The sequence below is a fragment of the Pseudomonas sp. MD195_PC81_125 genome (genome assembly GCF_014060985.1).
Lineage (GTDB): Bacteria > Pseudomonadota > Gammaproteobacteria > Pseudomonadales > Pseudomonadaceae > Aquipseudomonas > Aquipseudomonas parakoreensis.
Window position 1 is genome coordinate 1 of sequence record NZ_JABULD010000341.1, and the last position, 24,791, is coordinate 24,791.

At 61.4% G+C, this 24,791-nt stretch carries 23 protein-coding genes and 2 pseudogenes; 14 read left to right on the forward strand and 11 right to left on the reverse strand.

Features of this window, described 5'->3' with window-relative positions; all coding sequences use genetic code 11:
• Window positions 1-45 precede the first annotated feature (45 nt).
• On the forward strand, window positions 46-651 hold the full coding sequence (locus tag HT737_RS14035) for a 5-formyltetrahydrofolate cyclo-ligase (RefSeq protein ID WP_182402936.1): 606 nt from the start codon (window positions 46-48) through the stop codon (window positions 649-651).
• A 35-nt stretch (window positions 652-686) separates the two neighbouring features.
• On the opposite strand, the gene HT737_RS14040 is transcribed toward HT737_RS14035, so the two are convergent.
• Window positions 687-842 carry a hypothetical protein gene (locus HT737_RS14040; protein WP_086792358.1) on the reverse strand — a complete coding sequence of 52 codons (156 nt, stop codon included), beginning with the start codon at window positions 840-842 and terminating at the stop codon, window positions 687-689.
• Between the two features lie 197 nt (window positions 843-1,039).
• On the opposite strand from HT737_RS14040, the gene HT737_RS14045 reads away from it, so the two are divergent.
• From HT737_RS14045 to HT737_RS14060, 4 genes and pseudogenes are all read left to right on the forward strand, one after another.
• On the forward strand, window positions 1,040-1,489 hold the full coding sequence (locus HT737_RS14045; RefSeq protein WP_047297220.1) for an EVE domain-containing protein: 450 nt from the start codon (window positions 1,040-1,042) through the stop codon (window positions 1,487-1,489).
• Between the two features lie 122 nt (window positions 1,490-1,611).
• A complete protein-coding gene (locus HT737_RS14050; protein WP_131670664.1) occupies window positions 1,612-2,577 on the forward strand; it encodes an HlyD family secretion protein in 966 nt (321 codons plus the stop codon).
• A pseudogene (gene rbbA / locus HT737_RS14055) lies at window positions 2,574-5,301 on the forward strand (ribosome-associated ATPase/putative transporter RbbA). Before HT737_RS14050 ends, rbbA begins: the two are co-directional and overlap by 4 nt.
• On the forward strand, window positions 5,301-6,419 hold the full coding sequence (locus HT737_RS14060) for an ABC transporter permease (RefSeq protein ID WP_131670666.1): 1,119 nt from the start codon (window positions 5,301-5,303) through the stop codon (window positions 6,417-6,419). The pseudogene rbbA and the gene HT737_RS14060 overlap by 1 nt, the downstream one beginning before the upstream one ends.
• A 16-nt stretch (window positions 6,420-6,435) precedes the next feature.
• Here HT737_RS14060 and HT737_RS14065 read toward each other — a convergent pair whose 3' ends face one another.
• Window positions 6,436-6,843, reverse strand: a complete 408-nt coding sequence (locus tag HT737_RS14065; RefSeq protein ID WP_182402938.1) for a flagellar basal body-associated protein FliL — start codon at window positions 6,841-6,843, stop codon at window positions 6,436-6,438.
• A 150-nt stretch (window positions 6,844-6,993) separates the two neighbouring features.
• Between HT737_RS14065 and HT737_RS14070 the strand changes: the two genes are divergently transcribed.
• Both HT737_RS14070 and HT737_RS32745 read left to right on the forward strand, forming a co-directional pair.
• The gene (locus HT737_RS14070; protein WP_374011168.1) at window positions 6,994-7,869 is read left to right on the forward strand and encodes an NADPH:quinone oxidoreductase family protein; all 876 of its coding nucleotides are present in this window, start codon (window positions 6,994-6,996) and stop codon (window positions 7,867-7,869) included.
• Window positions 7,839-7,973, forward strand: coding sequence for a zinc-binding dehydrogenase (locus tag HT737_RS32745; protein WP_374011169.1), 135 nt, complete (start codon window positions 7,839-7,841; stop codon window positions 7,971-7,973). Before HT737_RS14070 ends, HT737_RS32745 begins: the two co-directional genes overlap by 31 nt.
• A gap of 83 nt (window positions 7,974-8,056) precedes the next feature.
• On the opposite strand, the gene HT737_RS14075 is transcribed toward HT737_RS32745, so the two are convergent.
• Entirely contained in the window at window positions 8,057-8,671 is a 615-nt protein-coding gene (locus HT737_RS14075; protein WP_182402940.1) for an energy transducer TonB, read from the reverse strand.
• A 177-nt stretch (window positions 8,672-8,848) separates the two neighbouring features.
• The gene (locus HT737_RS14080) at window positions 8,849-9,478 is read right to left on the reverse strand and encodes a flagellar basal body-associated protein FliL (protein WP_182402942.1); all 630 of its coding nucleotides are present in this window, start codon (window positions 9,476-9,478) and stop codon (window positions 8,849-8,851) included.
• A 226-nt stretch (window positions 9,479-9,704) separates the two neighbouring features.
• Here HT737_RS14080 and glpT point away from each other — a divergent pair, with 226 nt between their 5' ends.
• Window positions 9,705-11,054 carry a glycerol-3-phosphate transporter gene (gene glpT, locus HT737_RS14085; protein WP_003229323.1) on the forward strand — a complete coding sequence of 450 codons (1,350 nt, stop codon included), beginning with the start codon at window positions 9,705-9,707 and terminating at the stop codon, window positions 11,052-11,054.
• Here the strand turns inward: glpT and HT737_RS14090 are convergent.
• Window positions 11,030-11,698 (reverse strand): gamma-glutamylcyclotransferase, encoded by a 669-nt coding sequence (locus tag HT737_RS14090; protein ID WP_041072057.1) that lies wholly within the window; start codon window positions 11,696-11,698, stop codon window positions 11,030-11,032. The genes glpT and HT737_RS14090 overlap by 25 nt on opposite strands.
• A gap of 353 nt (window positions 11,699-12,051) precedes the next feature.
• On the opposite strand from HT737_RS14090, the gene HT737_RS14095 reads away from it, so the two are divergent.
• Window positions 12,052-12,525 (forward strand): sn-glycerol-3-phosphate transporter, encoded by a 474-nt coding sequence (locus HT737_RS14095; protein ID WP_182402944.1) that lies wholly within the window; start codon window positions 12,052-12,054, stop codon window positions 12,523-12,525.
• A 9-nt stretch (window positions 12,526-12,534) separates the two neighbouring features.
• Here the strand turns inward: HT737_RS14095 and HT737_RS14100 are convergent, their stop codons facing one another.
• The 6 genes from HT737_RS14100 to HT737_RS14125 all read right to left on the reverse strand — a co-directional run bounded on the left by HT737_RS14100 (window position 12,535) and on the right by HT737_RS14125 (window position 19,896).
• Window positions 12,535-13,503 (reverse strand): CDP-6-deoxy-delta-3,4-glucoseen reductase, encoded by a 969-nt coding sequence (locus HT737_RS14100; RefSeq protein ID WP_121182565.1) that lies wholly within the window; start codon window positions 13,501-13,503, stop codon window positions 12,535-12,537.
• Window positions 13,503-14,969, reverse strand: a complete 1,467-nt coding sequence (gene ubiD / locus HT737_RS14105) for a 4-hydroxy-3-polyprenylbenzoate decarboxylase (protein WP_007968427.1) — start codon at window positions 14,967-14,969, stop codon at window positions 13,503-13,505. The genes HT737_RS14100 and ubiD overlap by 1 nt, the downstream gene beginning before the upstream one ends.
• A gap of 69 nt (window positions 14,970-15,038) precedes the next feature.
• Window positions 15,039-17,039, reverse strand: coding sequence for an acyltransferase family protein (locus HT737_RS14110; protein ID WP_182402946.1), 2,001 nt, complete (start codon window positions 17,037-17,039; stop codon window positions 15,039-15,041).
• A gap of 192 nt (window positions 17,040-17,231) precedes the next feature.
• Window positions 17,232-18,491 (reverse strand): transcription termination factor Rho, encoded by a 1,260-nt coding sequence (gene rho, locus HT737_RS14115; protein WP_003229334.1) that lies wholly within the window; start codon window positions 18,489-18,491, stop codon window positions 17,232-17,234.
• A 247-nt stretch (window positions 18,492-18,738) separates the two neighbouring features.
• The gene (gene trxA / locus HT737_RS14120; RefSeq protein ID WP_003206727.1) at window positions 18,739-19,068 is read right to left on the reverse strand and encodes a thioredoxin TrxA; all 330 of its coding nucleotides are present in this window, start codon (window positions 19,066-19,068) and stop codon (window positions 18,739-18,741) included.
• A 120-nt stretch (window positions 19,069-19,188) separates the two neighbouring features.
• Entirely contained in the window at window positions 19,189-19,896 is a 708-nt protein-coding gene (locus HT737_RS14125; RefSeq protein WP_131670670.1) for a FadR/GntR family transcriptional regulator, read from the reverse strand.
• 256 nt (window positions 19,897-20,152) lie between these two features.
• Between HT737_RS14125 and HT737_RS14130 the strand changes: the two are divergent.
• From HT737_RS14130 to ppx, 5 genes and pseudogenes are all read left to right on the forward strand, one after another.
• Window positions 20,153-20,939 (forward strand): annotated as a pseudogene (locus tag HT737_RS14130) (transporter substrate-binding domain-containing protein).
• A gap of 22 nt (window positions 20,940-20,961) precedes the next feature.
• Window positions 20,962-21,630: an amino acid ABC transporter permease gene (locus HT737_RS14135; protein WP_047297230.1), complete on the forward strand. Its 669-nt coding sequence runs from the start codon at window positions 20,962-20,964 to the stop codon at window positions 21,628-21,630.
• Window positions 21,627-22,277: an amino acid ABC transporter permease gene (locus HT737_RS14140; protein ID WP_041072041.1), complete on the forward strand. Its 651-nt coding sequence runs from the start codon at window positions 21,627-21,629 to the stop codon at window positions 22,275-22,277. The genes HT737_RS14135 and HT737_RS14140 overlap by 4 nt, the downstream gene beginning before the upstream one ends.
• Entirely contained in the window at window positions 22,264-23,001 is a 738-nt protein-coding gene (locus HT737_RS14145) for an amino acid ABC transporter ATP-binding protein (RefSeq protein WP_041072039.1), read from the forward strand. Before HT737_RS14140 ends, HT737_RS14145 begins: the two co-directional genes overlap by 14 nt.
• Before the next feature lie 241 nt (window positions 23,002-23,242).
• A complete protein-coding gene (gene ppx, locus HT737_RS14150) occupies window positions 23,243-24,745 on the forward strand; it encodes an exopolyphosphatase (RefSeq protein ID WP_182402948.1) in 1,503 nt (500 codons plus the stop codon).
• Window positions 24,746-24,791: the final 46 nt, after the last annotated feature.

Here is a 24,791-nt window from a genome sequence, read left to right on the forward strand (position 1 = left end):
ATTTTTTATGCGTGCGTTTCCGCCCTCACCTGCCGAAGCCGAACCATGACCGAACCCGCGCTGCTGCCCCGCCCGCAACTCCGCCGTCTGCTGCGCAAGGCGCGCCGCGCATTGACCCCGAGCGAACAACGCCAGGCCGCCAAAGGCCTGTTCCGCCAACTGGCGCAAGACCCGCACTTTCGCCGGGCCAGACACATTTCCCTGTACCTGCCCACCGACGGTGAAATCGACCCGCGCCTGCTGCTGCGCGAAGCCCAGCTGCGCGGCAAGGCCACCTACCTGCCAGTGCTCAGTGCCTGGCCGCGAACCAAGATGGTGTTCCAGCGGATTCGCCCGGGCGACAAGCTCAAGCCCAATCGCTTTCGCATTCTCGAACCGCGAGCCAATCTGGCTCAGCAACGCAGGATCTGGACCCTGGATCTGGTGTTGCTGCCACTGGTTGGGTTTGACGATGTCGGCGGACGGCTGGGGATGGGCGGCGGATTCTACGACCGCAGTCTGGCCTACCTGGCCCGGCGCAAAACCTGGCGCAAGCCGACGTTGCTGGGGCTGGCCCATGAATGTCAGAAGGTCGAACGCCTGGCGCAGGCCAGCTGGGATGTACCGTTGCAGGGCACGGTCACCGATAAGGCGTGGTATTTCGCAGGGTAGACGCCGCGCAGGTCAGCGGCGTCGGGAAGGCTGTTTCAGCGCTTGAACGCGGTCGACTGTTGGACCTGTTGTGCGACTTCAATCGGCGCATCGGTCTTGCTGGTCCACAGACTTTGCGCATAACCGGTGGTCACGACGCCCAGGCCGAACAAAATAACCAAAGTCCATAGCAAATCCGGTTTGCGTTTCATCGATTGCCCCCCTCAAGGCACATCATCACGATGACAGCAGCGGTTTCCGTTCGTAGGCCGTGCAGCAGCGTCAAGCTTTAAAGGCCGGCATTTTGCGACAACGTGAACCCGGGCGCAAATGCTGACGTCAACCGACTGTCGGTTTGTCATAAAATTGCCCGACAACCTGTCCAATCACCGCTTGAGGAGCAAAAGACATGGCCTATTGGCTGATGAAATCCGAGCCGGACGAACTCTCGATCAAAGGCCTGGAGACACTCGGAAAAGCGCGCTGGGACGGGGTTCGCAACTATCAGGCGCGCAATTTCCTGCGGGCGATGGCGGTCGGGGATGAGTTCTTTTTCTACCACTCCAGTTGCCCGGAACCGGGGATTGCCGGAATCGGCAGGATTATTCAGGCAGCCTACCCGGACCCCACCGCACTGGACCCCGAAAGCCATTACTTCGACCCGAAAGCCACGCCCGAGAAAAACGCCTGGAGTGCGATCGATGTTGCACACGTCGAGACCTTTGCCCGGGTGCTGAAACTGGATTATCTGAAGCAGCAGACCGCACTGGCCGAGATGCCGCTGGTGCAAAAAGGCAGCCGTCTTTCGGTCATGCCGGTGACCGCCGAACAGTGGGCCGTCGTGCTCGGATTGCGTTGAGAACTCTCCGGTCACGGTTTTTTACCCGAAAAAAGGGCTAGGCTTGGCGCTCATTTGACTGACATCAAGCGAGTGAAACGCTTGAACAGTCAGACTGGACGCCACAGCCGCAGGATGCCCCCATGTCGACGCACAGCCGTTCTTCACTTCTATATGCCGGTTCGCTCCTGGTGTTACTCGCCGCCGCTGGTGGCCTCGGTTACTGGATGTCGATCAGCAGCCGGCTGGTCGAGGGGCTGTCGATGGGCAACGGGCGCCTGGAAGCCACCGAGGTGCAGATCGCCAGCAAGACTCCCGGGCGCCTGGCCGAGGTGCTGGTGGATGAAGGCGACAAGGTCAGCAAAGGACAACTGCTGGCGCGCATGGACACCCGCACCCTCGAAGCCCAGCGCAATCAGGCCGAAGCCGAAGTCCTGCGCGCCCGGGAGAATCTCAACGCCGCTCAGGCCAATGTGCAGTTGCGTCAGAGTGAGCTGCTGCTGGCCCAGCAAGAGCTCGGCCGCTCGCAGTCACTGTTCAAGCACGGTTACGTCAGCGCGCAGATCATCGATCAATTGCAGTCGCGCATTGGCACAGGCAACGCTGCGGTGACCGCAGCCCGCGCCCAGGTATCGGCCGTCAGCGCAACAATCGGCGCAGCGCAGGCGCAGGTGGCGCAGCTGACCAGCGAAATCGACGACAGCCTTCTGCGCGCGCCGATTGATGGCGTGATCCAGCTGCGCATGGCCGAACCCGGCGAAGTGCTGGGTGCCGGCGGCCGGGTCTTGTTGCTGATCGATCCCAACGACCAGTACATGAACCTCTATCTGTCAGCTGCGGTGTCCGGGCGCCTGGCCGTGGGCGACGAGGCGCGCGTGTTGCTTGATGCCTTGCCCGATAAACCGCTGCCGGCAAAAATCAGTTTCGTCGCGGCCAAATCGCAATTCACCCCCAAAGAAGTCGAGACCCGCGACGAGCGACAAAAACTGGTGTTCCGCGTCAAGTTGCGCCTGACCCAGCCCAGCGCCGTGCCACAGGCCAAGCCCGGCATGCCCGGCGCCGGCTATGTGCGGATCGCACCCGTCGAATGGCCGGCCAATCTGCAATGAGCAGCCTTGCGGTTCAAGCGAACGGTATCGCCCACCGCTACGGCAAACAGCAAGCGCTGAAGGAGATCGCCTTCAGCCTGCCCGCCGGAACCCGCTGCGGGTTGATCGGCCCCGATGGCGCGGGCAAGTCCAGCCTGTTGGGGTTGATCGCCGGCGTGAAAACCCTGCAACAAGGGCAACTGCAAGTGCTCGGAGGCGCGATCCAGGATCGCCGGCATCGGGACACACTCTATGCACGCATCGCCTTCATGCCGCAGGGGCTGGGCGGCAACTTGTACCCCGAACTGTCGATCCGCGAGAACATCCAGTTCTTCTCGACGCTGTTCGGCCTGTCCAGGGTTGAAAGCGAGCAGCGCATGCACAGCCTGTTGCTCGCCACGGATCTGCTGAAATTCGCCGAGCGCCCCGCCGGCAAGTTGTCCGGCGGCATGAAGCAGAAACTCGGGCTGTGCTGCGCGCTGATCCATGAGCCCGACCTGTTGATCCTCGATGAGCCGACCACTGGCGTTGACCCGCTCTCGCGCCGGCGTTTCTGGGAGCTGGTCGACGACGTGCGCAGCCAGCGCCCGCAACTGACGCTGCTGGTCGCCACGGCGTATATGGAAGAAGCCGAGCAGTTCGAGCATTGCCTGATGCTCGACGCCGGCCAGTTGATCGCCACCGGCTTGAGCCGCGAGCTGGCGACCGTCACCCCCCAGCGGCAAACTCGATGACGCCTTTACCCATTTCCAGGGTGACAGCCAGCACGACGCTCAACCACTGGTGATTCCACCGCGCACCGGCAACAGCAACGACATCGCCATCCAAGCCCACGACCTGACGCTGCGCTTCGGCGACTTCACCGCTGTGGATCACGTCAGTTTTGCCATTGGCCGTGGCGAGATTTTCGGTTTTCTTGGCTCCAACGGCTGCGGCAAGACCACCACCATGAAAGTCCTGACCGGGCTGATGCCGGCCAGTGAAGGCAGTGCAACGCTGCTCGGCAACCCGGTGAACGCCAAGGATCTGGCCACGCGCAAGCGGGTCGGGTTCATGTCGCAGAGCTTTTCGCTGTATGGCGAGCTCAGTGTGCGACAGAACCTCGAGCTGCACGCGCGGCTGTTCGACCTGCCCACAACCGAGAGCGCACAGCGCATCGAGGCATTGATTCAGCGCTTCAATCTGCTCGCGGTCGCCGACCAGCCTTCCGGGGCGTTGCCATTGGGGCTGCGTCAGCGTCTGTCGCTGGCGGTGGCAGTGCTGCACCGCCCGGAAGTGCTGATCCTCGATGAGCCGACCTCCGGTGTCGATCCCGCAGCCCGCGATGACTTCTGGCGACTGTTGATCGAGTTGTCCCGTGAACAAGGCGTGACGATCTTCCTCTCCACGCATTTCATGAACGAAGCTCAGCGCTGCGACCGCATCTCACTGATGCACGCCGGCAAGGTTCTCGCGTGCGATACCCCGGCGGCACTGCAACGCCAGTTCGCTGGAGAGACGCTGGAAGCGGCCTTCGTCACTTGCCTGGAACAGGCTCAGGGCGCTCAGGCATCGGCGCCTGTAACCGAGCCACAAATGGCGCCGCCGAGCGCAGCGACAACCCCGGTGCCGCGTCACGGTTTCAGCCTCGGTCGCCTGCTGGCGGTGGCCCGTCGCGAAGGCAAGGAACTGCTGCGCGACAAGGTGCGCATGGCGTTCGCACTGGCGGGGGCGATTTTCATGATGGTGATTTTCGGCTACGGGATTTCCCTGGACGTGGAAAACCTCGCGTTCGCCGTGTACGACCAGGATCAGACGCCGCAGAGCCGGGCTTATCTTGAAGCGTTTCGCGGCTCCCGCTACTTCGACGAGCAGCCGGCCATTCATGACCCACAGGAGCTGCACCGGCGCCTGCAGCGCTCGGAAATCAAACTGGCACTGGAGATCCCGCCCGGATTCGGCCGCGATCTGTATGCCGGGCGCCAACCCGCTGTGGCGGCGTGGCTGGATGGCGGCATGCCGTTTCGCGCCGAAACCAGCCGCAACTATGTTGAAGCCGTGCATCTGGCCAATCTGCAACAACTGGCCGAGCAAAGCAGCCCTGCGCTGGCCCGCCCGACAGCGGCCAGTCTGGAAACCCGCTTTCGCTATAACCAGGACGTAGTCAGCGTCAACGCCATCGGCCCCGGGGTCATGGCGCTGATCCTCGCCTTCATTCCTGCGATGCTGACGGCGTTGGGCATCGTGCGCGAAAAGGAGTTGGGCTCGATCACCAATTTCTACGCCACGCCCCTGACGCGTCTGGAGTTTCTGCTGGGCAAGCAGGCGCCGTACCTGCTGGTCAGTCTGGTCAACCTCGCGGTGCTGGTGGCGATGAATCGCTGGCTGTTCGGCGTGCCGTTCAAGGGCAGCCTGCTGACGCTGGCATTCGGCGGCCTGTTGTACGTACTGGCGACCACCAGCATGGGCCTGCTGATTTCGGCGTTCACCCGCACACAAATCGCCGCGATCCTCGGCACCATGATCATCACCAGCTTGCCGACCATCCAGTTCTCCGGGTTGATCGTGCCGCGCTCGTCACTGGAGGGTGCGGCTGCGGTGATGGGCATGCTGTTTCCCGCGGGGCACTTCCTCGACATCGCGGTGGGCACGTTCACCAAAGCGCTGGACGTGCGTCAGCTATGGCCGCAGTGCCTGGCGCTGTTCGGGTTCTTTGTCGGGTTCACCGGGCTGAGCCTGATCATGCTGAAAAAGCAGGAGGCCTGATGCACAAGTTCGCACATATCCTGCGCCTGGGACTCAAGGAACTGACCAGCCTGCGCCATGACAGCGTGTTGCTGCTGTTTCTGTTCTACGCCTTCACCGTGGCGATCTACATGCCCGCCGCGGGTTCGGTGATTGGCGTACACAACGCCAGCGTGGCCATCGTCGACGAAGACCACAGCGCCCTCTCGCGTCAGTTGGCCCAAGCCCTGCAGCCGCCAGAGTTCCAGACGCCTGTACTGTTGCCTTACCCTCAGCTGGACCAGGTGATGGACAGCGGTCAATACACCTTCGTCATCAACATCCCGGCGGGCTTTCAAACCGATCTGCTCGCCGCGCGGCAACCGGCGATTCAGGTCAATGTCGACGCCACGGCCATGAGCCAGGCATTCATGGGCGCTGGCTACATTGGCCGGATCTTTCAACGCGAGTTACTCGACTATGCAGATCAGGGTGAAGCAGCGACCAAGGCGCCGGTGCTACTGACTACTCGCGCCCTGTTCAACACCAATCTGGAGGGTGGCTGGTTTCTGGCGGTGATTCAGATCGTCAACAACATCACCATTCTGGCGATCATCCTCACCGGCACGGCGCTGCTGCGCGAACGCGAACACGGCACGCTCGACCACTTGCTGGTGCTGCCGCTGACGGCGCTGGAAATCATGCTGGCGAAAATCTGGAGCAACCTGCTGGTGGTGGTGCTGTGCACCTGGTTGTCGCTGGAGGTGGTGGTCAAAGGCCTGCTGGGCGTGCCATTGGCCGGCTCGATGAGCCTGTTTTTACTGGTGACGGCGGTTTATCTGTTTGCCAGCACCGCGCTGGGCATCTTTCTGGCGACGCTGGCGCGTTCGACGCCGCAGTTCGGCCTGCTGGCGATTCCAGTGATCATCCCGATGTTGCTGCTGTCGGGCGGCAGCACACCGCTGGACAGCATGCCGCAATGGTTGCAGTGGGTGATGCAGGGCTCGCCGTCCACGCACTTTGTCAGCCTCAGCGCCGCGATTCTGTTTCGCGACGCCGGGCTGAGCGTGGTCTGGCCGGACTTGCTGGCGCTGACGGCCATCGGCCTGCTGTTCTTCCTCATCGCGCTGGCACGCTTTCGCAAGAGCCTGGCGTCCTGAACAGCCGCCAGCGTGGTTACTGAATGATCAGGTTGTTGAACAACAGATCTTCAACCACCGGCTTGCCGGTCTCGTCATTCATCACTTGCTGGGTCTGCTTCAGGGCTTCCTGACGCAGCTTTTCCTTGCCTTCGATGCTGCCCATCGCCTCGGTGGTCTGCTGAGTGAACAGCGCCACCAGTTGATTGCGAATCAGCGGTTCGTTGGCCTTGACCAGTTTGGTCGCCTCTTCACCGGTCACACGCAGCGCCACGTCGGCCTTGTAGACCTTCAGCTTCGGCGTGCCGTCCAGCCCGTAATTGCCCACGAACGGCGGGTTCAGAGTGATGTAATTGACTTTCGGCGCCTCGCCTTCTTTGGCTTCTTCGGCCAGCGCTGCCACAGGCAGAGACAGGGCCAGCAACAACATGATCCACGCTTTCACAATTCGCTCCTTATCCGGTTTGCGGCCTAGCATAACGACCCGCCGCGCAAGCACAAGCTTATGGCTGACTATCAGGGCCGGGCATGCTCGTTGACCCGTTGACTGACATACCTACACTTATCGGCCATCACTCCCAAAGGAATAGCCCTGATGAAAGCCGTGCTGTGCAAAGCCTTCGGCCCTGCCGAATCGCTGGTGCTGGAAGACGTCGCCAGTCCTGTCGCGAAGAAGAACGAAATCCTGCTGGAGGTGCACGCCGCCGGGGTCAACTTCCCGGACACGCTGATCATCGAGGGCAAGTACCAGTTCAAGCCGCCCTTCCCGTTTTCCCCTGGGGGCGAAGCGGCCGGCGTGGTCAGCGCCGTCGGTGAAAAGGTCAGCCATCTGAACGTCGGCGACCGGGTCATGGCCCTGACCGGCTGGGGCAGTTTCGCCGAACAGGTCGCGGTGCCGGGCTACAACGTGCTGCCGATCCCGCCGTCGATGGATTTCAACACCGCCGCCGCGTTCAGCATGACCTACGGCACCTCGATGCACGCCCTCAAGCAACGGGCGAACCTGCAACCGGGCGAGACCTTGCTGGTGCTCGGCGCTTCCGGTGGCGTCGGCCTGGCGGCAGTGGAGATCGGCAAAGCCATGGGCGCCCGGGTCATTGCCGCCGCCAGCAGCGCGGAAAAACTCGCCGTCGCCAAGGCGGCTGGCGCCGATGAACTGATCAACTACAGCGCAACCAGCCTCAAGGACGAAATCAAACGCCTCACCGACGGCCAGGGCGCCGACGTGATCTACGACCCGGTCGGCGGCGACCTGTTTGACCAGGCCATTCGCGCCATCGCATGGAACGGCCGCCTGCTGGTGGTCGGCTTCGCCAGCGGACGCATCCCCCGAGCTGCCGGTCAACCTCGCGCTGCTCAAAGGTGCAGCCGTGCTCGGCGTGTTCTGGGGGTTCTTTCGCCCAGCGCCAGCCACAGGACAACGCGGCGAACTTCCAGCAACTGTTCGGCTGGTTCGCCGAAGGCAAGTTGAAACCGCTGGTGTCGCAGGTGTACCCGCTGAGCAACGCGGCGCAGGCGATCAACGACCTGGGGCAGCGCAAGGCGGTGGGCAAGGTGGTGGTGCAGGTGCGCTGAGTTTTTCCCGGCCGGCGCCCCCTTGGAGCCGGCCCGATTCGCGCCAGGCAGCAACACAGCTTCACTCTCAGCGGCGCTGGTTATCAAAGCAAGTCACGAACCTCTCCCGGCAGAAAACTCATGTATCTCCGCATGGGGGCCTCCCGGCAGCCTCTGACGATCATCGGTACGCGCCGATTCATCCTGGCGATGATTGCCAGACGTTGATCATCGGCCAACTGACTCTTGTGGATCGCGTTCGAAAGGTAAGCGCGGGTGTAATGAAACACGTCCGCGTCGACCCAGGCGTACTCAGGCATGCTCCTGAAACTGCCATTGATGACATGACACTTCACTGACTTCAGCCACTGATTGAGGTGGATCGGCTCGTCCCGGCCCAGTCGAAAGAGCATCGGTGCCACCACGGGCTGTTCTGCAGGGCGCCCGTCTTCAGCCGTCCAGGGCTTGAAGCGCCACTGTGTTACTGCATCTTTGACCGCCTCAGCCAGATCAGGGTGATCACTTTGCACAATGCTGATCGCGCTGACCGAACCATCCGCCTTGACGACAAAACTGACCCTGACTTCGCCTTCGACCCCGGCCCTGTGCAACAGCTTCGGGTAAATCGGCTTGGGATTGTTTTCCGGTATGAGTAACCCTTCCGCTGCCAGCGCAAGACTGAAGATCGTCAATAAAAGCCCAGCAAAGAACCACCGCATGATCTCGCCCCTTCCCGATTGAGATGCCTGTCCGGCAACAACAGAAAGGTTACGGAGCACTGCCTGTTAACTGAATGGCGCAGCTTCGCTATTGAATGCAGGACATTTCCTGATCCAGACAAGAAAACAGGCGAACGCCCTGCGCAACGGGCTTCAGGTACATTTTCTGACGGATGTTTAGCCGCCGCTGGTCGCTGCCGCGTCGCCCGGCAATAGATGCTCCTGAACCTTCAGGCTGCGAGACGGAAGCAGCCGTCCCTTGTCATCGAAGCGCAGGACGATCAGCCAGTCGAAGACGTCATCCGGCCATTTTTCCTGCCCCATCAGCGCTGTGGGATCGCCACCAAAGGCCTTGAGCAGTTTGTTGATGTGGCCGTGGTGCCAGGCGATCAGCACCGTTTGCGCCAGATTGCTCTTGCGCAACAGTTTGACCAATTGATGCAGATCGCCATTGACGTAGGGCTGCTCGATCGCGAGGTTCAGGCGTTGGGCCAGCGGGGTCAGGGTCAGGCGCGAGCGCGAACTCTCCGGGGTGTCGCCGGCAGCGATCAAACGCTGGGGCGTTAGTGTCTGGCCGTCGAGTTTCAGCGGATTGAAATAGTCGACGTAGGCGGCCGCGCGTTGCTCGCCTCGGGCATTGAGCACCGATCCTGTATCCGGTTTTTCCGCATGCCGGATGATCAGCACCGTAGCGTTGCGCAGGCCGGAATGGGAAGGATGATCGGTGACGATCAATGTCAGCAGCACAACGGCGAGCCCCGCCGCCACCAAGAACCTCGGCACCAACATGCGAACCTTCAGGGCCATTTCCTATCTCTGCTGATCAATTGGCTGAACGGTCCGCGAGTCTATGCCACACCATGTTGATAAGTGGTGAAAACGTCCTGTTTTTACAGCTGAGCGACAGGTTCGTAAAAGAACATGCGACTTCCAACATTTTCCGCTGTTTTGCCGATGCGAACCGGTGCTATTTTCGGTAACGAAACTGTAACATTCGCATCCGCAGTCAAAACAAGAAATCTGGAGCTCTTGAATGTTTGCTTTCTTTCGTCCTGCCGCACATCAGGCTCCATTGCCTGAAGAAAAAATAGACAGCACTTACCGACGCCTGCGCTGGCAGATCTTCGCCGGTATCTTCTTTGGCTACGCGGGTTACTACCTGCTGCGCAAAAACTTCTCCCTAGCCATGCCGTACCTGATCGACGAAGGCTACAGCCGTGGCGATCTGGGTCTGGCGATGTCGGCCATTGCCATCGCCTACGGTCTGTCGAAGTTCCTGATGGGCCTGGTGTCCGACCGTTCCAATCCGCGCTACTTCCTGCCGTTCGGCTTGCTGGTGTCGGCTGGAGTGATGTTCATTTTCGGTTTCGCGCCGTGGGCGACGTCCAGCGTGACCATGATGTTCATCCTGCTGTTCATCAACGGCTGGGCCCAGGGCATGGGCTGGCCGCCGAGCGGGCGCACCATGGTGCACTGGTGGTCGCAGAAGGAACGGGGCGGCGTGGTCTCGGTGTGGAACGTGGCGCATAACGTCGGCGGCGGTCTGATCGGCCCGCTGTTCCTGATCGGCATGGGCCTGTTCAATGACTGGCACGCAGCGTTCTACGTCCCGGCAGCGGTAGCGCTGGGCGTGGCGGTGTTTGCCTTCATCACCATGCGCGACACCCCGCAATCGGTCGGCCTGCCGCCGATCGAGAAGTACAAGAACGACTACCCGGAAGGCTATGACGCCAGCCACGAAGACGAATTCAGCGCCAAGGAAATCTTCGTCAAATACGTGCTGCGCAACAAAATGCTCTGGTACATCGCCATGGCCAACGTCTTCGTCTACCTGCTGCGCTACGGCGTACTGGACTGGGCGCCGACCTACCTCAAAGAAGCCAAGCACTTCGACGTCGACAAGACTTCGTGGGCTTATTTCTTCTACGAGTGGGCGGGCATTCCGGGCACGCTGCTGTGCGGCTGGATGTCGGACAAGATCTTCCGTGGCAACCGTGGCCTCACCGGCATGGTGTTCATGGCACTCGTGACCGTCGCGACGCTGGTGTACTGGCTGAACCCGGCCGGCAACCCGACCGTGGACATGATCGCGCTGTTCTCGATCGGTTTTCTGATCTACGGCCCGGTGATGCTGATCGGTCTGCAGGCGCTGGAGCTGGCACCGAAGAAAGCCGCCGGGACGGCAGCAGGCTTCACCGGTCTGTTCGGCTATCTGGGCGGTTCGGTCGCAGCGAGTGCGGCGATGGGCTATACCGTTGACCACTTCGGCTGGGACGGTGGTTTTGTCCTGCTGGTGGGCGCTTGCCTGCTGTCGATGGCCTTCCTGGCCCCGACGCTATGGCACAAGCAAGTCGCCAGTCAGAGCCGCGAAGCCGTCGCCTGATCGGCTTTTGCCTGACAGCGCTTGAGCCGCGCCTCCAGATTTCGATCCGGCATGGCGTGGCTGCGCAGGGCGTGGGCGGTCTGCTCGACATAATCGCGAGTGGTGCCGTAGCGCCCGCAAGCGCTTTCGAACACCTGACTCAGCACATGATCCGGCAAGTTGCCGGCATAGCTGGGCAGGTGTCGCTCCAGAACAAACCCCAACGCCTGAACCTGACTGCCATCTTCGAGCCGGCAGTTCAGCCAGTGCGGGCGATAGGACGGGAACGGCATCTCGCGTTTCCACAGCGCGTACAGCGCAGCGTCGAGATTCTCTTCCGGCAGCCGATAGGCGAAGCCGCTGCACGAACCGCCACGATCCAGACCGAACACCAGCCCGGGCATTTCCGGCGTTCCACGATGCTCATGCGACCACAGGTACAAGCCGCGATGGTAACCGTGGACTCGCCCGCGCACCCGCTCCACCGCCGTGCACTCCGGGCGCCAGATCAGCGAGCCGTAAGCAAACAGCCACACCGGTCCACCCTTGTGGCGCGCCATGGTCGATTGCATCGAGACGAGAAGTTGTTCGTGGGTCAGCTGCGGCCCCAGATCGAGCCGCGGAGGGTAAGCCAGATTCACAAAAGCAGATTCAATGGCTGTCATGACGGAAGTGTTCGGCCCCGCAAGTATTACAAGATGTAAGCACAATTCGCTTGATAGAACATATAGCAGTAACTGTAAAACGAAAAGTGCTAAAGGATGTATGACCCGCCTGACAACGATAATGCGGGATCATCTGCCCGGTTATCCGGTTTTATATAGCCTAATACCCTTGCAGCAATATCTTAAATACCCGAATGAAATATGCATAAGCCTTCACTTGTTCAGGTTTCGTTCATGAAGGCGCGGGAAACTACCTACTAAAATGTCGGACTTTCTTTCTTCTCCGTCGCTGAACGCCTACGTATAACGGCCTTCCTCTGGCGCAAGCCATCCCGTTTAACCGAGGCTGCACAATGAACATCCGAAGACTTCTGACCGTATTGCTGATGACTCAGACCGGCCATGCATTGGCCGCGGACGATGCGCAGGACACGGGCTTCTGGTATGCCCAGACCAGCGTCTACACCCGACATTATTCGCCTGACCCCGAACACAATAATCATCAGGACTTGATCGGCATCGAACGCAATCAGGCTTCAGGCTGGGTCTTTGGCGGGGCAACTTTCCGTAACTCGTTCCGCCAGCGCTCGAACTACGCCTATGCCGGCAAGCGCTATGACAGCCGTGAGTATCCGGTGTATTTGAAAGTCACCGGTGGGCTGTTGCAGGGTTATCGCGGTGATTACAAGGACAAGATCCCGTTGAACCGCTATGGCGTTGCGCCAGTGATCATTCCGTCCGTCGGGACTCACTACGGCCCATTGGCCGCCGAGCTGGTGTTTCTCGGCGCCAATGCGGCGATGGTGACTAGCGGCGTACGTTTCTAGGGACGGGGCTCAAGATCGCGGCGCGTAGGCAAATACGTCGGCGCGCATCTGGTGCGCATCCATCCCGGCTTCCACCAGCGCATCCAGCGTGCCGTAGACCATCGCCGGCGAACCGCTGGCGTAGACGTGCAGGGCCTTCAGATCGGCGAAGTCCTCGCACACGGCCTGGTGCAACATCCCGCAGCGCCCTTCCCAACCGCACTGGTCGCTGACCACTTTGTGCAGGAACAGATTGGGTAGCTTCAGCCATTCGTCCCAATGCTCGATGTCGTAGAAATCGTCCGGGCGACGCACGCCCCAGTACAGATGCACCGGGTGTTTGAAGCCGTTGGCGCGGCAGTGTTCGATCAGGCTGTGAATCTGGCCCATGCCGGTGCCGGCGGCGATCAGCACCAGCGGCCCGTCAGGCAATTCGGCAAGATGCGTGTCGCCGAACGGCAGTTCGACGCGCACCAGCGGGTTGCGCTGCAGTTGCTCGATCAGGCTCAGCGCACTGGCCTCACGGGCCAGCACGTGGATTTCCAGATCCCGTCCGCCGTGCGGTGCCGAGGCCATGGAGAACGCTGACTTCTCGCCGCTCTCGCGCTCGATCATCAGGTACTGCCCGGCGTGATAACGCGGTGGCTTGCCGGCCGGCGCACGCAGGCGCACGCGCCAGGTGTCGCCGCCGACGTCCCGGCATTCGATGACCTGACACGACAGGCTGCGCACCGGCAGTTCTCCCAGCGCGAGCACGCCATCCCACAGCAGGACGCAGTCTTCCAGCGGCTCGGCTATGCAAGTGTAGAACTCGCCGTGGTCCTGCACCTTGCCGGCCTGTTCGACCCGGCCTTCCACCAGCAGCGCCGCGCACACGTGGCAATTGCCGTTGCGGCAGCTTTGCGGGCAGTCGTAGCCCAGGCGCCGCGCACCATCGAGAATCCGCTCGCCGGGCCGTATCTCAAGCACCGCTCCGGAGGGCTGCAGGGTTACACGCATCAATCTATTCCTAACTGATTCCAGATGGCATCGATCCGCTGGGTGACGGCGTCGTCCTTGACGATCACACGGCCCCACTCGCGAGTGGTTTCGCCCGGCCACTTGTGGGTGGCATCCAGGCCCATTTTCGAGCCCAGGCCCGAGACCGGCGAGGCGAAGTCGAGGTAGTCGATCGGCGTGTTGTCGATCATCACCGTGTCGCGCTTGGGGTCCATGCGCGTGGTGATGGCCCAGATCACGTCGTTCCAGTCGCGGGCATTGATATCGTCGTCAGTGACGATAACGAACTTGGTGTACATGAACTGTCGCAAAAACGACCAGACACCGAGCATCACGCGCTTGGCATGCCCCGGATACGACTTCTTCATCGTCACCACGGCCATGCGGTACGAGCAGCCTTCCGGCGGCAGGTAGAAGTCGGTGATTTCCGGGAACTGCTTCTGCAGGATCGGCACGAATACTTCATTCAGCGCCACGCCGAGAATTGCCGGTTCATCCGGCGGACGCCCGGTGTAGGTGCTGTGGTAGATCGGTTTGATCCGGTGGGTGATGCGCTCGACCGTGAACACCGGGAAGCTGTCGACTTCGTTGTAGTAACCGGTGTGGTCGCCGTACGGGCCTTCATCGGCCATTTCGCCCGGATGGATCACGCCTTCGAGGATGATTTCGGCAGTGGCCGGCACTTGCAGGTCGTTGCCACGGCACTTGACCAGTTCGGTGCGGTTACCGCGCAGCAGGCCGGCGAAAGCGTATTCGGAAAGGCTGTCCGGCACCGGCGTCACGGCGCCGAGGATGGTCGCCGGGTCGGCGCCCAGCGCGACCGACACCGGGAACGGCTGGCCCGGATGCTTTTCGCACCACTCGCGGAAGTCCAGCGCACCGCCACGGTGGCTGAGCCAGCGCATGATCACCTTGTTGCGGCCGATCACTTGCTGACGGTAAATACCGAGGTTCTGGCGCTCCTTGTTCGGGCCTTTAGTGACAGTCAGGCCCCAAGTGATCAGCGGACCGACGTCGCCGGGCCAGCAGGTCTGCACCGGCAGCATCGCCAAGTCGACGTCGTCACCTTCGATAACCACTTCCTGGCACACCGCGTCTTTGACGACTTTCGGTGCCATCGAAATGATCTTGCGGAAGATCGGCAGTTTCGACCACGCGTCCTTCAAGCCCTTCGGCGGCTCCGGCTCCTTGAGGAAGGCCAGCAGCTTGCCGATCTCGCGCAACTCGCTGACCGACTCGGCGCCCATGCCCATGGCCACCCGCTCGGGGGTGCCGAACAGGTTGCCGAGCACCGGAATGTCATAACCGGTGGGTTTCTCGAACAGCAGCGCCGGGCCCTTGGCCCGCAGCGTGCGATCGCACACCTCGGTCATTTCCAGCACCGGCGAGACGGGAATCTGGATGCGTTTCAACTCTCCGCGCTGCTCAAGCTGCTGCACGAAATCCCGAAGATCCTTGAATTTCATTGACGATGGCACCCTCAAAATAGGCGTACATCCTACCTGCTATGCAGCCCTGTGGCAGCCTGTCGCTGCTTACTTGGCTGCATTGGTCTGCGCTTTCCCCCGGTTTTCCCGGGCTTGCAGGCTCATAAACAGCGGCTCGAGGATCGGCGCAACGAAGCGTGCGCCGACTTCGGACAAGTGATTGTCGTCGGTGTACAGCGAATAGCCGCCGAGTTCAGCGTGGCACAAGCCTTTGTCATCGCACAGCCGTGGCGCCGGATCGACCACGCGCACGGCCGGATCCTCCTGCGCAAGTTGCGCAAACAGCTGACTGATGAACACCTGGCGTTTATGGTGCGCCTCGACATCCAGCCCGACGTCATCGACCGGACGATCAAGCATCGCCAGACGTGTCAGCCGATAGGGCGGACTGAACGCCTGCAGCGGCGCCTCTTTCACCAGCCATACGCGATGCCCGCCGGCACGCAATTGCGCCACTCGGGCCCGCAGACCTTCGGCCAGGCGCCGCTCGGCGTCGGCACGATCATAGCGGCCATCGGTGGTTCTCAGCACATGGCCCAGATCACCTTTGGCATCGCCGTACAGGTACAGGCTCCAACGCGCAACCAGCACCACATCGCTGACCGATTGCGCCTTCAGCCCCCGCTCGACACGCTGGTTGAAACGCGCACAGACACCGTCATGTTCCAGTCCATCGACCGGAATGCAGCCGGGAGAACTGGCCAGGATCACGCTCACGCCGTAGGCCTTGGCGCCGTCATCGAACACCGGGATCAGCGCCGTGGCGTGACTGTCGCCCCAGACCATGGCGCGGCTCGGCAGGTCCGTCATGCCGTAATGGCAGAACAGCTTGTCGTCCGGGGTCTTGTCATCCGCCAGACAGGCCATCAGCTCCGGCCGCCACTCGCGGCCCTTGGCGTATTGCAGGGCCTGCTCGGACAGGCGCCATGGCAGGCCATCGGTCCAGCGCAGCGATTGCCCGGCCAGACCGAGCACCAGGATGCCGCAGAAACCGGCCAACAGAATCTGCCGACGGCCGGCGAGCAAACGCCGTTCACGGAACGGCGTTTCGACGAACTTCCATGACAGATAACCCAGCACCAGGGTCAGCAGGATCAACCCGGCCGTGTCGAGCGCGCCCGGCTCATCGATGCTGGCGTAGCTGGAAAACACGAACACCGGCCAGTGCCACAAGTACCAGGAATAGGAAATCAGGCCGAGGCCGACCATCACCCGACTGCTCAACAATTGACCAACCAGCGTTTCGCGATGACCGTTGGCCAGAATCAGCAGCACCACGCCCAGCACCGGCAGCAGCGCGGTCGCTCCCGGGAACGGCGTCGACTTGTCGTAAACGAACACTGCCAGCAGGATCAACCCCATGCCCAGCAGGCTCAAGGCCTGGGCGGCCAGCGGTTTCAAACGCCAGGCGTGTTTCGGGGCAATCGCCAGCATCGCCCCGGCCAGCAACTCCCAGGCACGCATCGGCAGCAGGAAGAAAGCTTTCTCCGGATGATGATTGATCGCCCACACACTCAGCCCGAACGACACCAGCAACACAGCGAACAGCGCCAGCCGCCAGTGTTTCAACCGGCTCGAGAGCAACGTCAGCAGCAGCGGGAAGAAGATGTAGAACTGCTCTTCCACCGCCAGTGACCAGGTATGGAGCAGCGGTTTCAAGTCAGAGGCGACGTCGAAGTAACCGTCCTGGCGCATGAACAGGATGTTCGAGACGAACGTCACCTGATAGCGCACCGAGCGCCCCAGCTCTTCGTAGTCCTTGGGCGCCAGCAGGAACCAGCCCACCGCCAGCACCGCAATGATCATCGCGAACAGCGCCGGCAGAATCCGCCGCGCACGCCGAGCCCAGAACTCGACGAAACTGAAACGCCCGGCTTGACGCTGGTTCCAGATGATCGAGGTGATGAGGTAGCCGGAAATCACGAAGAACACGTCCACGCCGACAAAACCGCCGGTAAACCCCGGAACGCCAAAGTGGAACAGCACCACGGCGATCACCGCGACTGCGCGCAGGCCGTCGATATCCCTTCGATAAGCGAGTGTGCTCATAAAATCTTTAATGCCAATCAGGTGGTGGTTTTATACAGCGCGAGCCCGAGTCGAGAGGCTCGCGAGCGCTGCTGGTTGTAGTGCCCGATCACAGACCTTACCAGATCGGGAACCTCCCATAATCCGGGCAAAATTCAGGCAAAAAAATGGCGCCCCGCGCGGGACGCCATTTTTATCGGTTCAGCGGCGATGTTACTTGCGTTTCATCGACAGGAAGAACTCGTCGTTGGTCTTGGTCGTTTTCAGCTTGTCGACCAGGAACTCGATGGCAGCCACTTCGTCCATCGGGTGCAGCAGCTTGCGCAGAATCCACATGCGCTGCAGTTCGTCATCGGCAGTCAGCAACTCTTCGCGGCGGGTGCCGGAGCGGTTGATGTTGATGGCCGGGAACACACGCTTCTCGGCGATCTTGCGATCCAGAGGCAGTTCCATGTTGCCGGTACCCTTGAACTCTTCGTAGATCACTTCGTCCATCTTCGAGCCGGTTTCAACCAGCGCGGTGGCGATAATGGTCAGCGAGCCGCCTTCTTCGATGTTGCGCGCAGCACCGAAGAAACGTTTCGGTTTCTCCAGGGCGTGAGCATCGACACCACCGGTCAGCACCTTGCCGGAGCTCGGGATCACAGTGTTGTAGGCACGGGCCAGACGGGTGATGGAGTCGAGCAGGATCACCACGTCCTTCTTGTGTTCGACCAGGCGCTTGGCCTTCTCGATCACCATTTCGGCAACCTGCACGTGACGGGTCGGCGGTTCGTCGAAGGTCGAGGCAACCACTTCGCCGCGCACGGTGCGCTGCATTTCGGTCACTTCTTCCGGACGCTCGTCGATCAACAGCACGATCAGGTGAACTTCAGGATTGTTACGGGCGATGTTCGCCGCGATGTTCTGCAGCATGATCGTTTTACCGGCCTTCGGCGGTGCAACGATCAGACCACGCTGGCCTTTGCCGATCGGGGCGCACAGGTCGATCACACGACCGGTCAAGTCTTCGGTGGAACCGTTACCGGCTTCCATCTTCATGCGCACGGTCGGGAACAGCGGGGTCAGGTTCTCGAAGAGAATCTTGTTCTTCGCGTTCTCGGGACGATCGAAGTTGATCGTGTCGACCTTGAGCAGAGCGAAGTAACGCTCGCCTTCCTTCGGCGGACGGATCTTGCCAACGATGGTGTCACCGGTGCGCAAGTTGAAACGACGGATCTGGCTCGGCGAGACGTAGATATCGTCCGGGCCGGCGAGGTAGGAAGCGTCAGCGGAGCGCAGGAAGCCGAAGCCGTCCTGGAGAATCTCCAGCACGCCATCACCGGAGATTTCCTCGCCGCTTTTCGCGTGCTTTTTCAGCAGGGAGAAAATCACGTCCTGCTTGCGCGAACGGGCCATATTTTCTATGCCCATCTGTTCGGCCAATTCGAGCAGTTCGGTAATCGGCTTTTGCTTGAGTTCAGTCAGATTCATATAGGAATGACGTAATCATTTATGGAGGGGGGAAATTAAGCTTTTGGCTTAATGAGGCCGCGCCGCGGAGAAGGCGACAGGATCGCGAACTTGTTCGAAAAGGAGTGCGTCGGCGACGGCTAGCAGGGGGCAGTGGAGAAACCAGTGCGGGGCCGAATGTACCACCTGAGTTTCGGAGCGTCTAGCCCTGAATACGCAAAAAGCCCCGCAAATTGCGAGGCTTTTTTTCGGCGATTTACAGCGACGCTTAGATGTTGGCGTCGAGGAAAGCAGCCAGTTGCGACTTCGACAGGGCGCCGACTTTGGTCGCTTCAACGTTGCCGTTCTTGAACAGCATCAGCGTCGGGATACCACGCACGCCGTGCTTGGCCGGGGTTTCCTGGTTTTCGTCGATGTTCAGTTTGGCAACGGTCAGCTTGCCTTTGTAGGTCTCGGCAATCTCGTCCAGAACCGGAGCGATCATTTTGCAAGGGCCGCACCATTCAGCCCAGTAGTCGACCAGTACAGCGCCTTCGGCCTTGAGTACGTCGGCTTCGAAGCTGGCGTCGCTAACGTGTTTGATCAGATCGCTGCTCATGGAATTCTCCAGGTTGTAAGCAAAAAAACGTGGCCCATCATATCCGCCCTTCCCTTGTTCAGGAAGCCGCAGTTGATTGAGTCTTGCTATGGCGCCCCATGAGTCTGGGTATAGCCCAAGTCACGCGGTGGCGGGGGCGATGAAGGCGATCCCGGTGCGCAGCGCCGCGTTGCGCACGTGCTCTTGCATGGCCTTCTGGGCGGCGGCGGAGGCCCGGCGCGCGAGGGCGCGGAGGATCTTGCGGTGTTCCTGCCAGGTCTCCATCGCCCGTTCGGCGCGGATGAACGGTAGCTTCTGGCTCTCAAGAAAGATTTCGGCGCTGGCGGTGAGGATGCTCAGCATCGCCTGATTGCCGCTGGCCAACAGGATGCGCCGGTGGAATTCGAAGTCGAGTTTCGCGGCGGCCTCGAAGTCCCCAGCCTTCAATTGCTCGCGCATTGCCGCAACGTTGTCCTCCAGCGCATCCAGATCGATCGTGCTCAAGGTCACTGCCGCCAGCCCGGCGGCAAACCCCTCCAGCGCATAGCGCAACTGAAAGATGTCCAGCGGCGAGGCCTGCGCCGCAAACGGCCAGCCCGGCGCATGGTCACCCTGCGCAATGTCCACCGGTGCCAGCACGAACACGCCTTTGCCCGGCTGGATGCTGACCACGCCTAGCGCACTGAGCGACGACAGCGCCTCGCGCAACGACGCCCGACTGACCCCCAGTTGCACCGCCAGATCCCGTTGCGACGGCAACGCATCGCCCGCACCGAACCCCTGTTCGGTGATCAGTTTGCGAATCGCTTGCAGCGCCACTTCGGGTACGGCGCGGGAGATCGAGTTCATGGTTTTTAAGATGAGTCAGGCCAAGGTGCGGCTAGTTGTAAAGCTATTCGCCGGATCCGGCAAGTCGTGCCCCAGCGGGGTTCGACGCCTTGGCGCAATGCGCTATCGAGGTGCGAAAAACATCCTGACTGTTCAGACCAGTAAGACCGAAAGAACACGCCAAATCCGCGGCCTGCGCGGCATCCGGCGCGGTGTTGGCACGGCGCATGCTCTGTCCGATCGCAGAAAACACTTCCCGCCGATCCGGAGATTTGCCATGAGCCTGCGTTACAGCGCCCTCCTCACCGCCCTGTTTGCCAGCCTGATGCTGAGCCAGGTGCCCGCCCACGCCGACGGTCTGGAAGACGTGGTCAAACGCGGCACACTGAAAGTCGCCGTGCCTCAGGACTTCCCGCCGTTCGGCTCGGTCGGCCCGGACATGAAGCCCCGCGGCCTGGACATCGACACGGCCAAACTGCTGGCCGAGCAGCTCAAGGTCAAACTCGAACTGACCCCGGTCAACAGCACCAACCGCATCCCGTTCCTCACCACCGGCAAGGTCGATCTGGTGATTTCCAGCCTCGGCAAGAACCCGGAGCGCGAAAAGGTCATCGACTTCTCCCACGCCTATGCGCCGTTCTACCTCGCGGTGTTTGGTCCGCCTGACGCAGCGATCAGCAGCCTCGACGACCTCAAGGGCAAGACCATCAGCGTCACCCGTGGCGCCATCGAAGACATCGAGTTGACCAAGGTCGCTCCCGAAGGCGTGACCATCAAGCGCTTCGAAGACAACAACTCGACCATTGCCGCCTATCTGGCAGGTCAGGTCGATCTGATCGCCAGCGGCAACGTGGTGATGATGGCGATCAGCGAGAAGAACCCGAAACGCGTGCCGGCGCTGAAAGTGAAGCTCAAGGATTCGCCGGTCTACGTCGGCGTGAACAAGAACGAGCCGGCGCTGCTGGGCAAGGTCAACGAGATTCTCGCCACCGCCAAGGCCGACGGCGCGCTGGAGAAAAAACTCGCAGACCTGGCTCAAAGAGCCGCTGCCGGCCGATCTCTGATCGATCGCGCGGGAGACAATTGATGGCTTATCAGTTCGATTTCATGCCGGTGGTGCAAAACACCGACCTGCTGCTGCGCGGCGCTCTGTTCACCCTGGAACTGACGGCGATTGGCGCGCTGTTCGGGGTCGGCGTGGGCATCGTTGGCGCGTTGGTACGGGCGTGGAACATTCGCCCGTTCTCGGCACTCTTCGGCGTCTACGTCGAGTTGATCCGCAACACGCCATTTCTGGTGCAGCTGTTTTTCATTTTTTTCGGCTTGCCGTCGCTTGGGGTGCAGATTTCCGAGTGGCAGGCGGCGGTGCTGGCAATGGTGATCAACCTCGGCGCGTATTCGACCGAGATCATCCGCGCGGGCATCCAGGCGATTCCGCGCGGGCAGCTGGAAGCCGCTGCCGCACTGGCGATGAGCCGTTTCGAAGCGTTCCGCCATGTGATCCTGCTGCCGGCGCTGGGCAAGGTCTGGCCAGCACTGAGCAGCCAGATCATCATCGTCATGCTCGGCTCGGCGGTGTGTTCGCAGATCGCCACCGAGGAGCTGAGCTTCGCTGCCAACTTCATTCAGTCGCGCAACTTCCGCGCCTTTGAAACCTACGCGCTGACCACGCTGATCTACCTGTGCATGGCGCTGCTGATCCGCCAGTTGCTGAACTGGGTCGGCCGCCGCTATATCGCGAGGAGCAGCCGATGAGCGACTTCACCTTCTGGGACATCCTGCGCAACCTGCTCACCGGCCTGCAGTGGACGCTGGCGCTGTCGCTGGTGGCGTTCATTGGTGGCGGGATCGTCGGCTTGCTGATTCTGGTCATGCGCATCTCGAAAAACCCGTTGCCGAGCAACATTGCCCGCACCTGGATCGAACTGTTCCAGGGCACACCGCTGCTGATGCAGCTGTTCCTGGTGTTCTTCGGCGTGGCGCTGGCCGGGATCGAAATTTCGCCGTGGATGGCCGCGGCGATTGCCCTGACGCTGTTTACCAGTGCCTATCTGGCGGAGATCTGGCGCGGTTGCGTCGAAGCGATCCCTCACGGTCAGTGGGAAGCGTCTTCGAGTCTGGCGCTGAATCCGCTGGAGCAACTGCGCTACGTGATCCTGCCGCAGGCGCTGCGCATCGCGGTCGCGCCGACCGTGGGCTTCTCGGTGCAAGTGGTCAAGGGCACGGCGGTGACCTCGATCATCGGCTTCACCGAGCTGACCAAGACCGGCGGCATGCTCGCCAACGCCACGTTCGAACCGTTCATGGTCTACGGCCTCGTCGCCCTCGGCTACTTCTTGCTCTGCTACCCCTTGTCGCTCAGTGCGCGCTACCTGGAAAGGAGACTGCATGCCTCTGCTTAGAATTTCCGCCCTGCATAAATACTACGGCGATCACCACGTGCTCAAAGGCATCGACCTGAGCGTCGAGGAAGGCCAGGTGGTGGCGATCATCGGCCGCAGCGGCTCGGGCAAATCGACCCTGCTGCGCACCCTCAATGGCCTGGAGTCGATCAATGACGGGGTAATCGAAGTCGACGGCGAGTACCTCGACGCCGCCCGCGCCGACCTGCGCAGCCTGCGGCAGAAAGTCGGCATGGTGTTCCAGCAGTTCAACCTGTTCCCGCACCTGACCGTGGGCGAAAACGTGATGCTCGCGCCGCAAGTGGTGCAGAAGGTACCGAAGGCCAGGGCGGCCGAACTGGCGCGCAAGATGCTCGAACGCGTCGGCCTGGGAGAGAAGTTCGATGCGTTTCCGGATCGGTTGTCTGGCGGGCAGCAACAGCGCGTGGCAATTGCCCGGGCGCTGGCAATGTCGCCGAAAGTGCTGCTGTGCGACGAGATCACCTCGGCGCTGGACCCGGAACTGGTCAATGAAGTGCTGGCCGTGGTGCGCCAATTGGCGAAAGAAGGCATGACGCTGATCATGGTCACCCACGAAATGCGCTTCGCCCGGGAGGTCGGCGACAAACTGGTGTTCATGCACCATGGCAAGGTGCATGAAGTGGGGGATCCGAAGGTGTTGTTTGCCAACCCGCAGACGGCGGAGCTGGCGAATTTCATTGGTACCGTTGAAGCCGCCAACTGAGCCGGCACGCTCCTGTGGCGAGGGAGCTTGCTCCCGCTCGGCTGCGCAGCAGTCGTGAAAGCCGCCGACCGCGATTTACCTGAATCTCGAGGTGAATGGCTTGAGTGCCGCTTCGCAGCCCAGCGGGAGCAAGCTCCCTCGCCACAGAAACTGTATTGGATCAACGGTTTGAACCATGCGCGTTGGCGCCAGCGTTTGATCGTGGCACGATGGCGGGGTTATCGACCGAGACCCCCTGACCATGCCGCAATCCAAAGCCAAGAATCTGTCCCTGATCGCCGCAATCGACCTGGGCTCCAACAGCTTCCACATGGTCGTGGCCAAGGCCCAGAACGGTGAAATCCGCATTCTGGAGCGCCTCGGAGAGAAAGTGCAGCTTGCCGCCGGCATCGACGACGAGCGCCATCTCAACGAAGAATCAATGCAGCGCGGGCTCGACTGCCTCAAGCGTTTTGCCCAACTGATCAACGGCATGCCGCTGGGCGCCGTGCGAATCGTCGGCACCAACGCCCTGCGCGAAGCGCGCAATCGTCTGGAATTCATCCACCGCGCCGAAGAAATCCTCGGTCACCCGGTGGAAGTCATCTCCGGCCGTGAAGAAGCGCGGCTGATTTATCTGGGCGTGTCACACACCCTCGCCGACACCCCGGGCAAGCGTCTGGTGGCCGACATCGGCGGTGGCAGTACCGAATTCATCATCGGGCAGCGGTTTGAACCGCTGCTGCGCGAAAGCCTGCAAATGGGCTGCGTCAGCTTCACCCAGCGCTACTTCAAGGACGGCAAGATCACCCCGGCCCGTTACGCTCAGGCGTACACGGCGGCGCGGCTGGAGATCATGAGCATCGAACACGCCCTGCACCGTCTGACCTGGGATGAAGCCATCGGCTCCTCGGGCACCATCCGCGCCATCGGCCTGGCGCTGAAGGCCGGCGGACATGGTACCGGCGAAGTCAACGCCGAAGGCCTGGCCTGGCTCAAGCGTCGCCTGTTCAAACTGGGTGACGTCGACAAGATCGATTTCGAAGGCATCAAACCTGACCGCCGGGCGATCTTCCCCGCCGGTTTGGCGATTCTCGAAGCGATCTTCGACGCCCTCGAACTGCAACGCATGGATCACTGCGAAGGCGCGCTGCGTGAAGGCGTGCTCTACGACCTGCTCGGCCGCCATCACCACGAAGACGTGCGCGAACGCACCCTGACTTCGTTGATGGAGCGTTATCACGTCGACCTGGAACAAGCGGCGCGGGTTGAACGCAAAGCGCTGCACGCCTTTGATCAGGTCGCTGCAGACTGGGAGCTGGATGACGGCATCTGGCGCGAACTGCTCGGCTGGGCGGCGAAAGTCCACGAAGTCGGCCTCGACATCGCGCACTACCACTATCACAAGCACGGCGCCTACCTGATCGAGCACTCGGACCTCGCCGGATTCTCCCGCGAAGACCAGCAAATGCTCGCCCTGCTGGTGCGTGGCCACCGCCGCAACATTCCCAAGGACAAGTTCGCCGAGTTCGGTGACGACGGCGACAAGCTGATCCGCCTGTGCGTGCTGCTGCGCTTCGCGATCCTGTTCCACCACATCCGTGGCACCCAGGCGATGCCGCAAGTGGCGCTGCACGCCAAGGGCAACACCCTCGACGTGGAATTCCCGGAGCACTGGCTGGATGAGAATCAGCTGACTCAGGCTGACTTTGGTCTCGAAGCCGACTGGCTGACCCGGGTGGGCATCGTGCTGACAGTCCACTGATAACCCCTGTAGGAGCTGCCGCAGGTGCGATCTTTTGCTCTTTTAA

What these genes read in the sequence shown, in the direction of transcription:
- HT737_RS14035 (WP_182402936.1), top strand. Translation starts at nt 46, where the DNA reads ATGACCGAACCCGCGCTGCTGCCCCGCCCGCAACTCCGCCGTCTGCTG.
- HT737_RS14040 (WP_086792358.1), bottom strand. Translation starts at nt 842, where the DNA reads ATGAAACGCAAACCGGATTTGCTATGGACTTTGGTTATTTTGTTCGGC.
- HT737_RS14045 (WP_047297220.1), top strand. Translation starts at nt 1,040, where the DNA reads ATGGCCTATTGGCTGATGAAATCCGAGCCGGACGAACTCTCGATCAAA.
- HT737_RS14050 (WP_131670664.1), top strand. Translation starts at nt 1,612, where the DNA reads ATGTCGACGCACAGCCGTTCTTCACTTCTATATGCCGGTTCGCTCCTG.
- HT737_RS14060 (WP_131670666.1), top strand. Translation starts at nt 5,301, where the DNA reads ATGCACAAGTTCGCACATATCCTGCGCCTGGGACTCAAGGAACTGACC.
- HT737_RS14070 (WP_374011168.1), top strand. Translation starts at nt 6,994, where the DNA reads ATGAAAGCCGTGCTGTGCAAAGCCTTCGGCCCTGCCGAATCGCTGGTG.
- HT737_RS14075 (WP_182402940.1), bottom strand. Translation starts at nt 8,671, where the DNA reads ATGCGGTGGTTCTTTGCTGGGCTTTTATTGACGATCTTCAGTCTTGCG.
- HT737_RS14080 (WP_182402942.1), bottom strand. Translation starts at nt 9,478, where the DNA reads ATGGCCCTGAAGGTTCGCATGTTGGTGCCGAGGTTCTTGGTGGCGGCG.
- glpT (WP_003229323.1), top strand. Translation starts at nt 9,705, where the DNA reads ATGTTTGCTTTCTTTCGTCCTGCCGCACATCAGGCTCCATTGCCTGAA.
- HT737_RS14090 (WP_041072057.1), bottom strand. Translation starts at nt 11,698, where the DNA reads ATGACAGCCATTGAATCTGCTTTTGTGAATCTGGCTTACCCTCCGCGG.
- HT737_RS14095 (WP_182402944.1), top strand. Translation starts at nt 12,052, where the DNA reads ATGAACATCCGAAGACTTCTGACCGTATTGCTGATGACTCAGACCGGC.
- HT737_RS14100 (WP_121182565.1), bottom strand. Translation starts at nt 13,503, where the DNA reads ATGCGTGTAACCCTGCAGCCCTCCGGAGCGGTGCTTGAGATACGGCCC.
- ubiD (WP_007968427.1), bottom strand. Translation starts at nt 14,969, where the DNA reads ATGAAATTCAAGGATCTTCGGGATTTCGTGCAGCAGCTTGAGCAGCGC.
- HT737_RS14110 (WP_182402946.1), bottom strand. Translation starts at nt 17,039, where the DNA reads ATGAGCACACTCGCTTATCGAAGGGATATCGACGGCCTGCGCGCAGTC.
- rho (WP_003229334.1), bottom strand. Translation starts at nt 18,491, where the DNA reads ATGAATCTGACTGAACTCAAGCAAAAGCCGATTACCGAACTGCTCGAA.
- trxA (WP_003206727.1), bottom strand. Translation starts at nt 19,068, where the DNA reads ATGAGCAGCGATCTGATCAAACACGTTAGCGACGCCAGCTTCGAAGCC.
- HT737_RS14125 (WP_131670670.1), bottom strand. Translation starts at nt 19,896, where the DNA reads ATGAACTCGATCTCCCGCGCCGTACCCGAAGTGGCGCTGCAAGCGATT.
- HT737_RS14135 (WP_047297230.1), top strand. Translation starts at nt 20,962, where the DNA reads ATGGCTTATCAGTTCGATTTCATGCCGGTGGTGCAAAACACCGACCTG.
- HT737_RS14140 (WP_041072041.1), top strand. Translation starts at nt 21,627, where the DNA reads ATGAGCGACTTCACCTTCTGGGACATCCTGCGCAACCTGCTCACCGGC.
- HT737_RS14145 (WP_041072039.1), top strand. Translation starts at nt 22,264, where the DNA reads ATGCCTCTGCTTAGAATTTCCGCCCTGCATAAATACTACGGCGATCAC.
- ppx (WP_182402948.1), top strand. Translation starts at nt 23,243, where the DNA reads ATGCCGCAATCCAAAGCCAAGAATCTGTCCCTGATCGCCGCAATCGAC.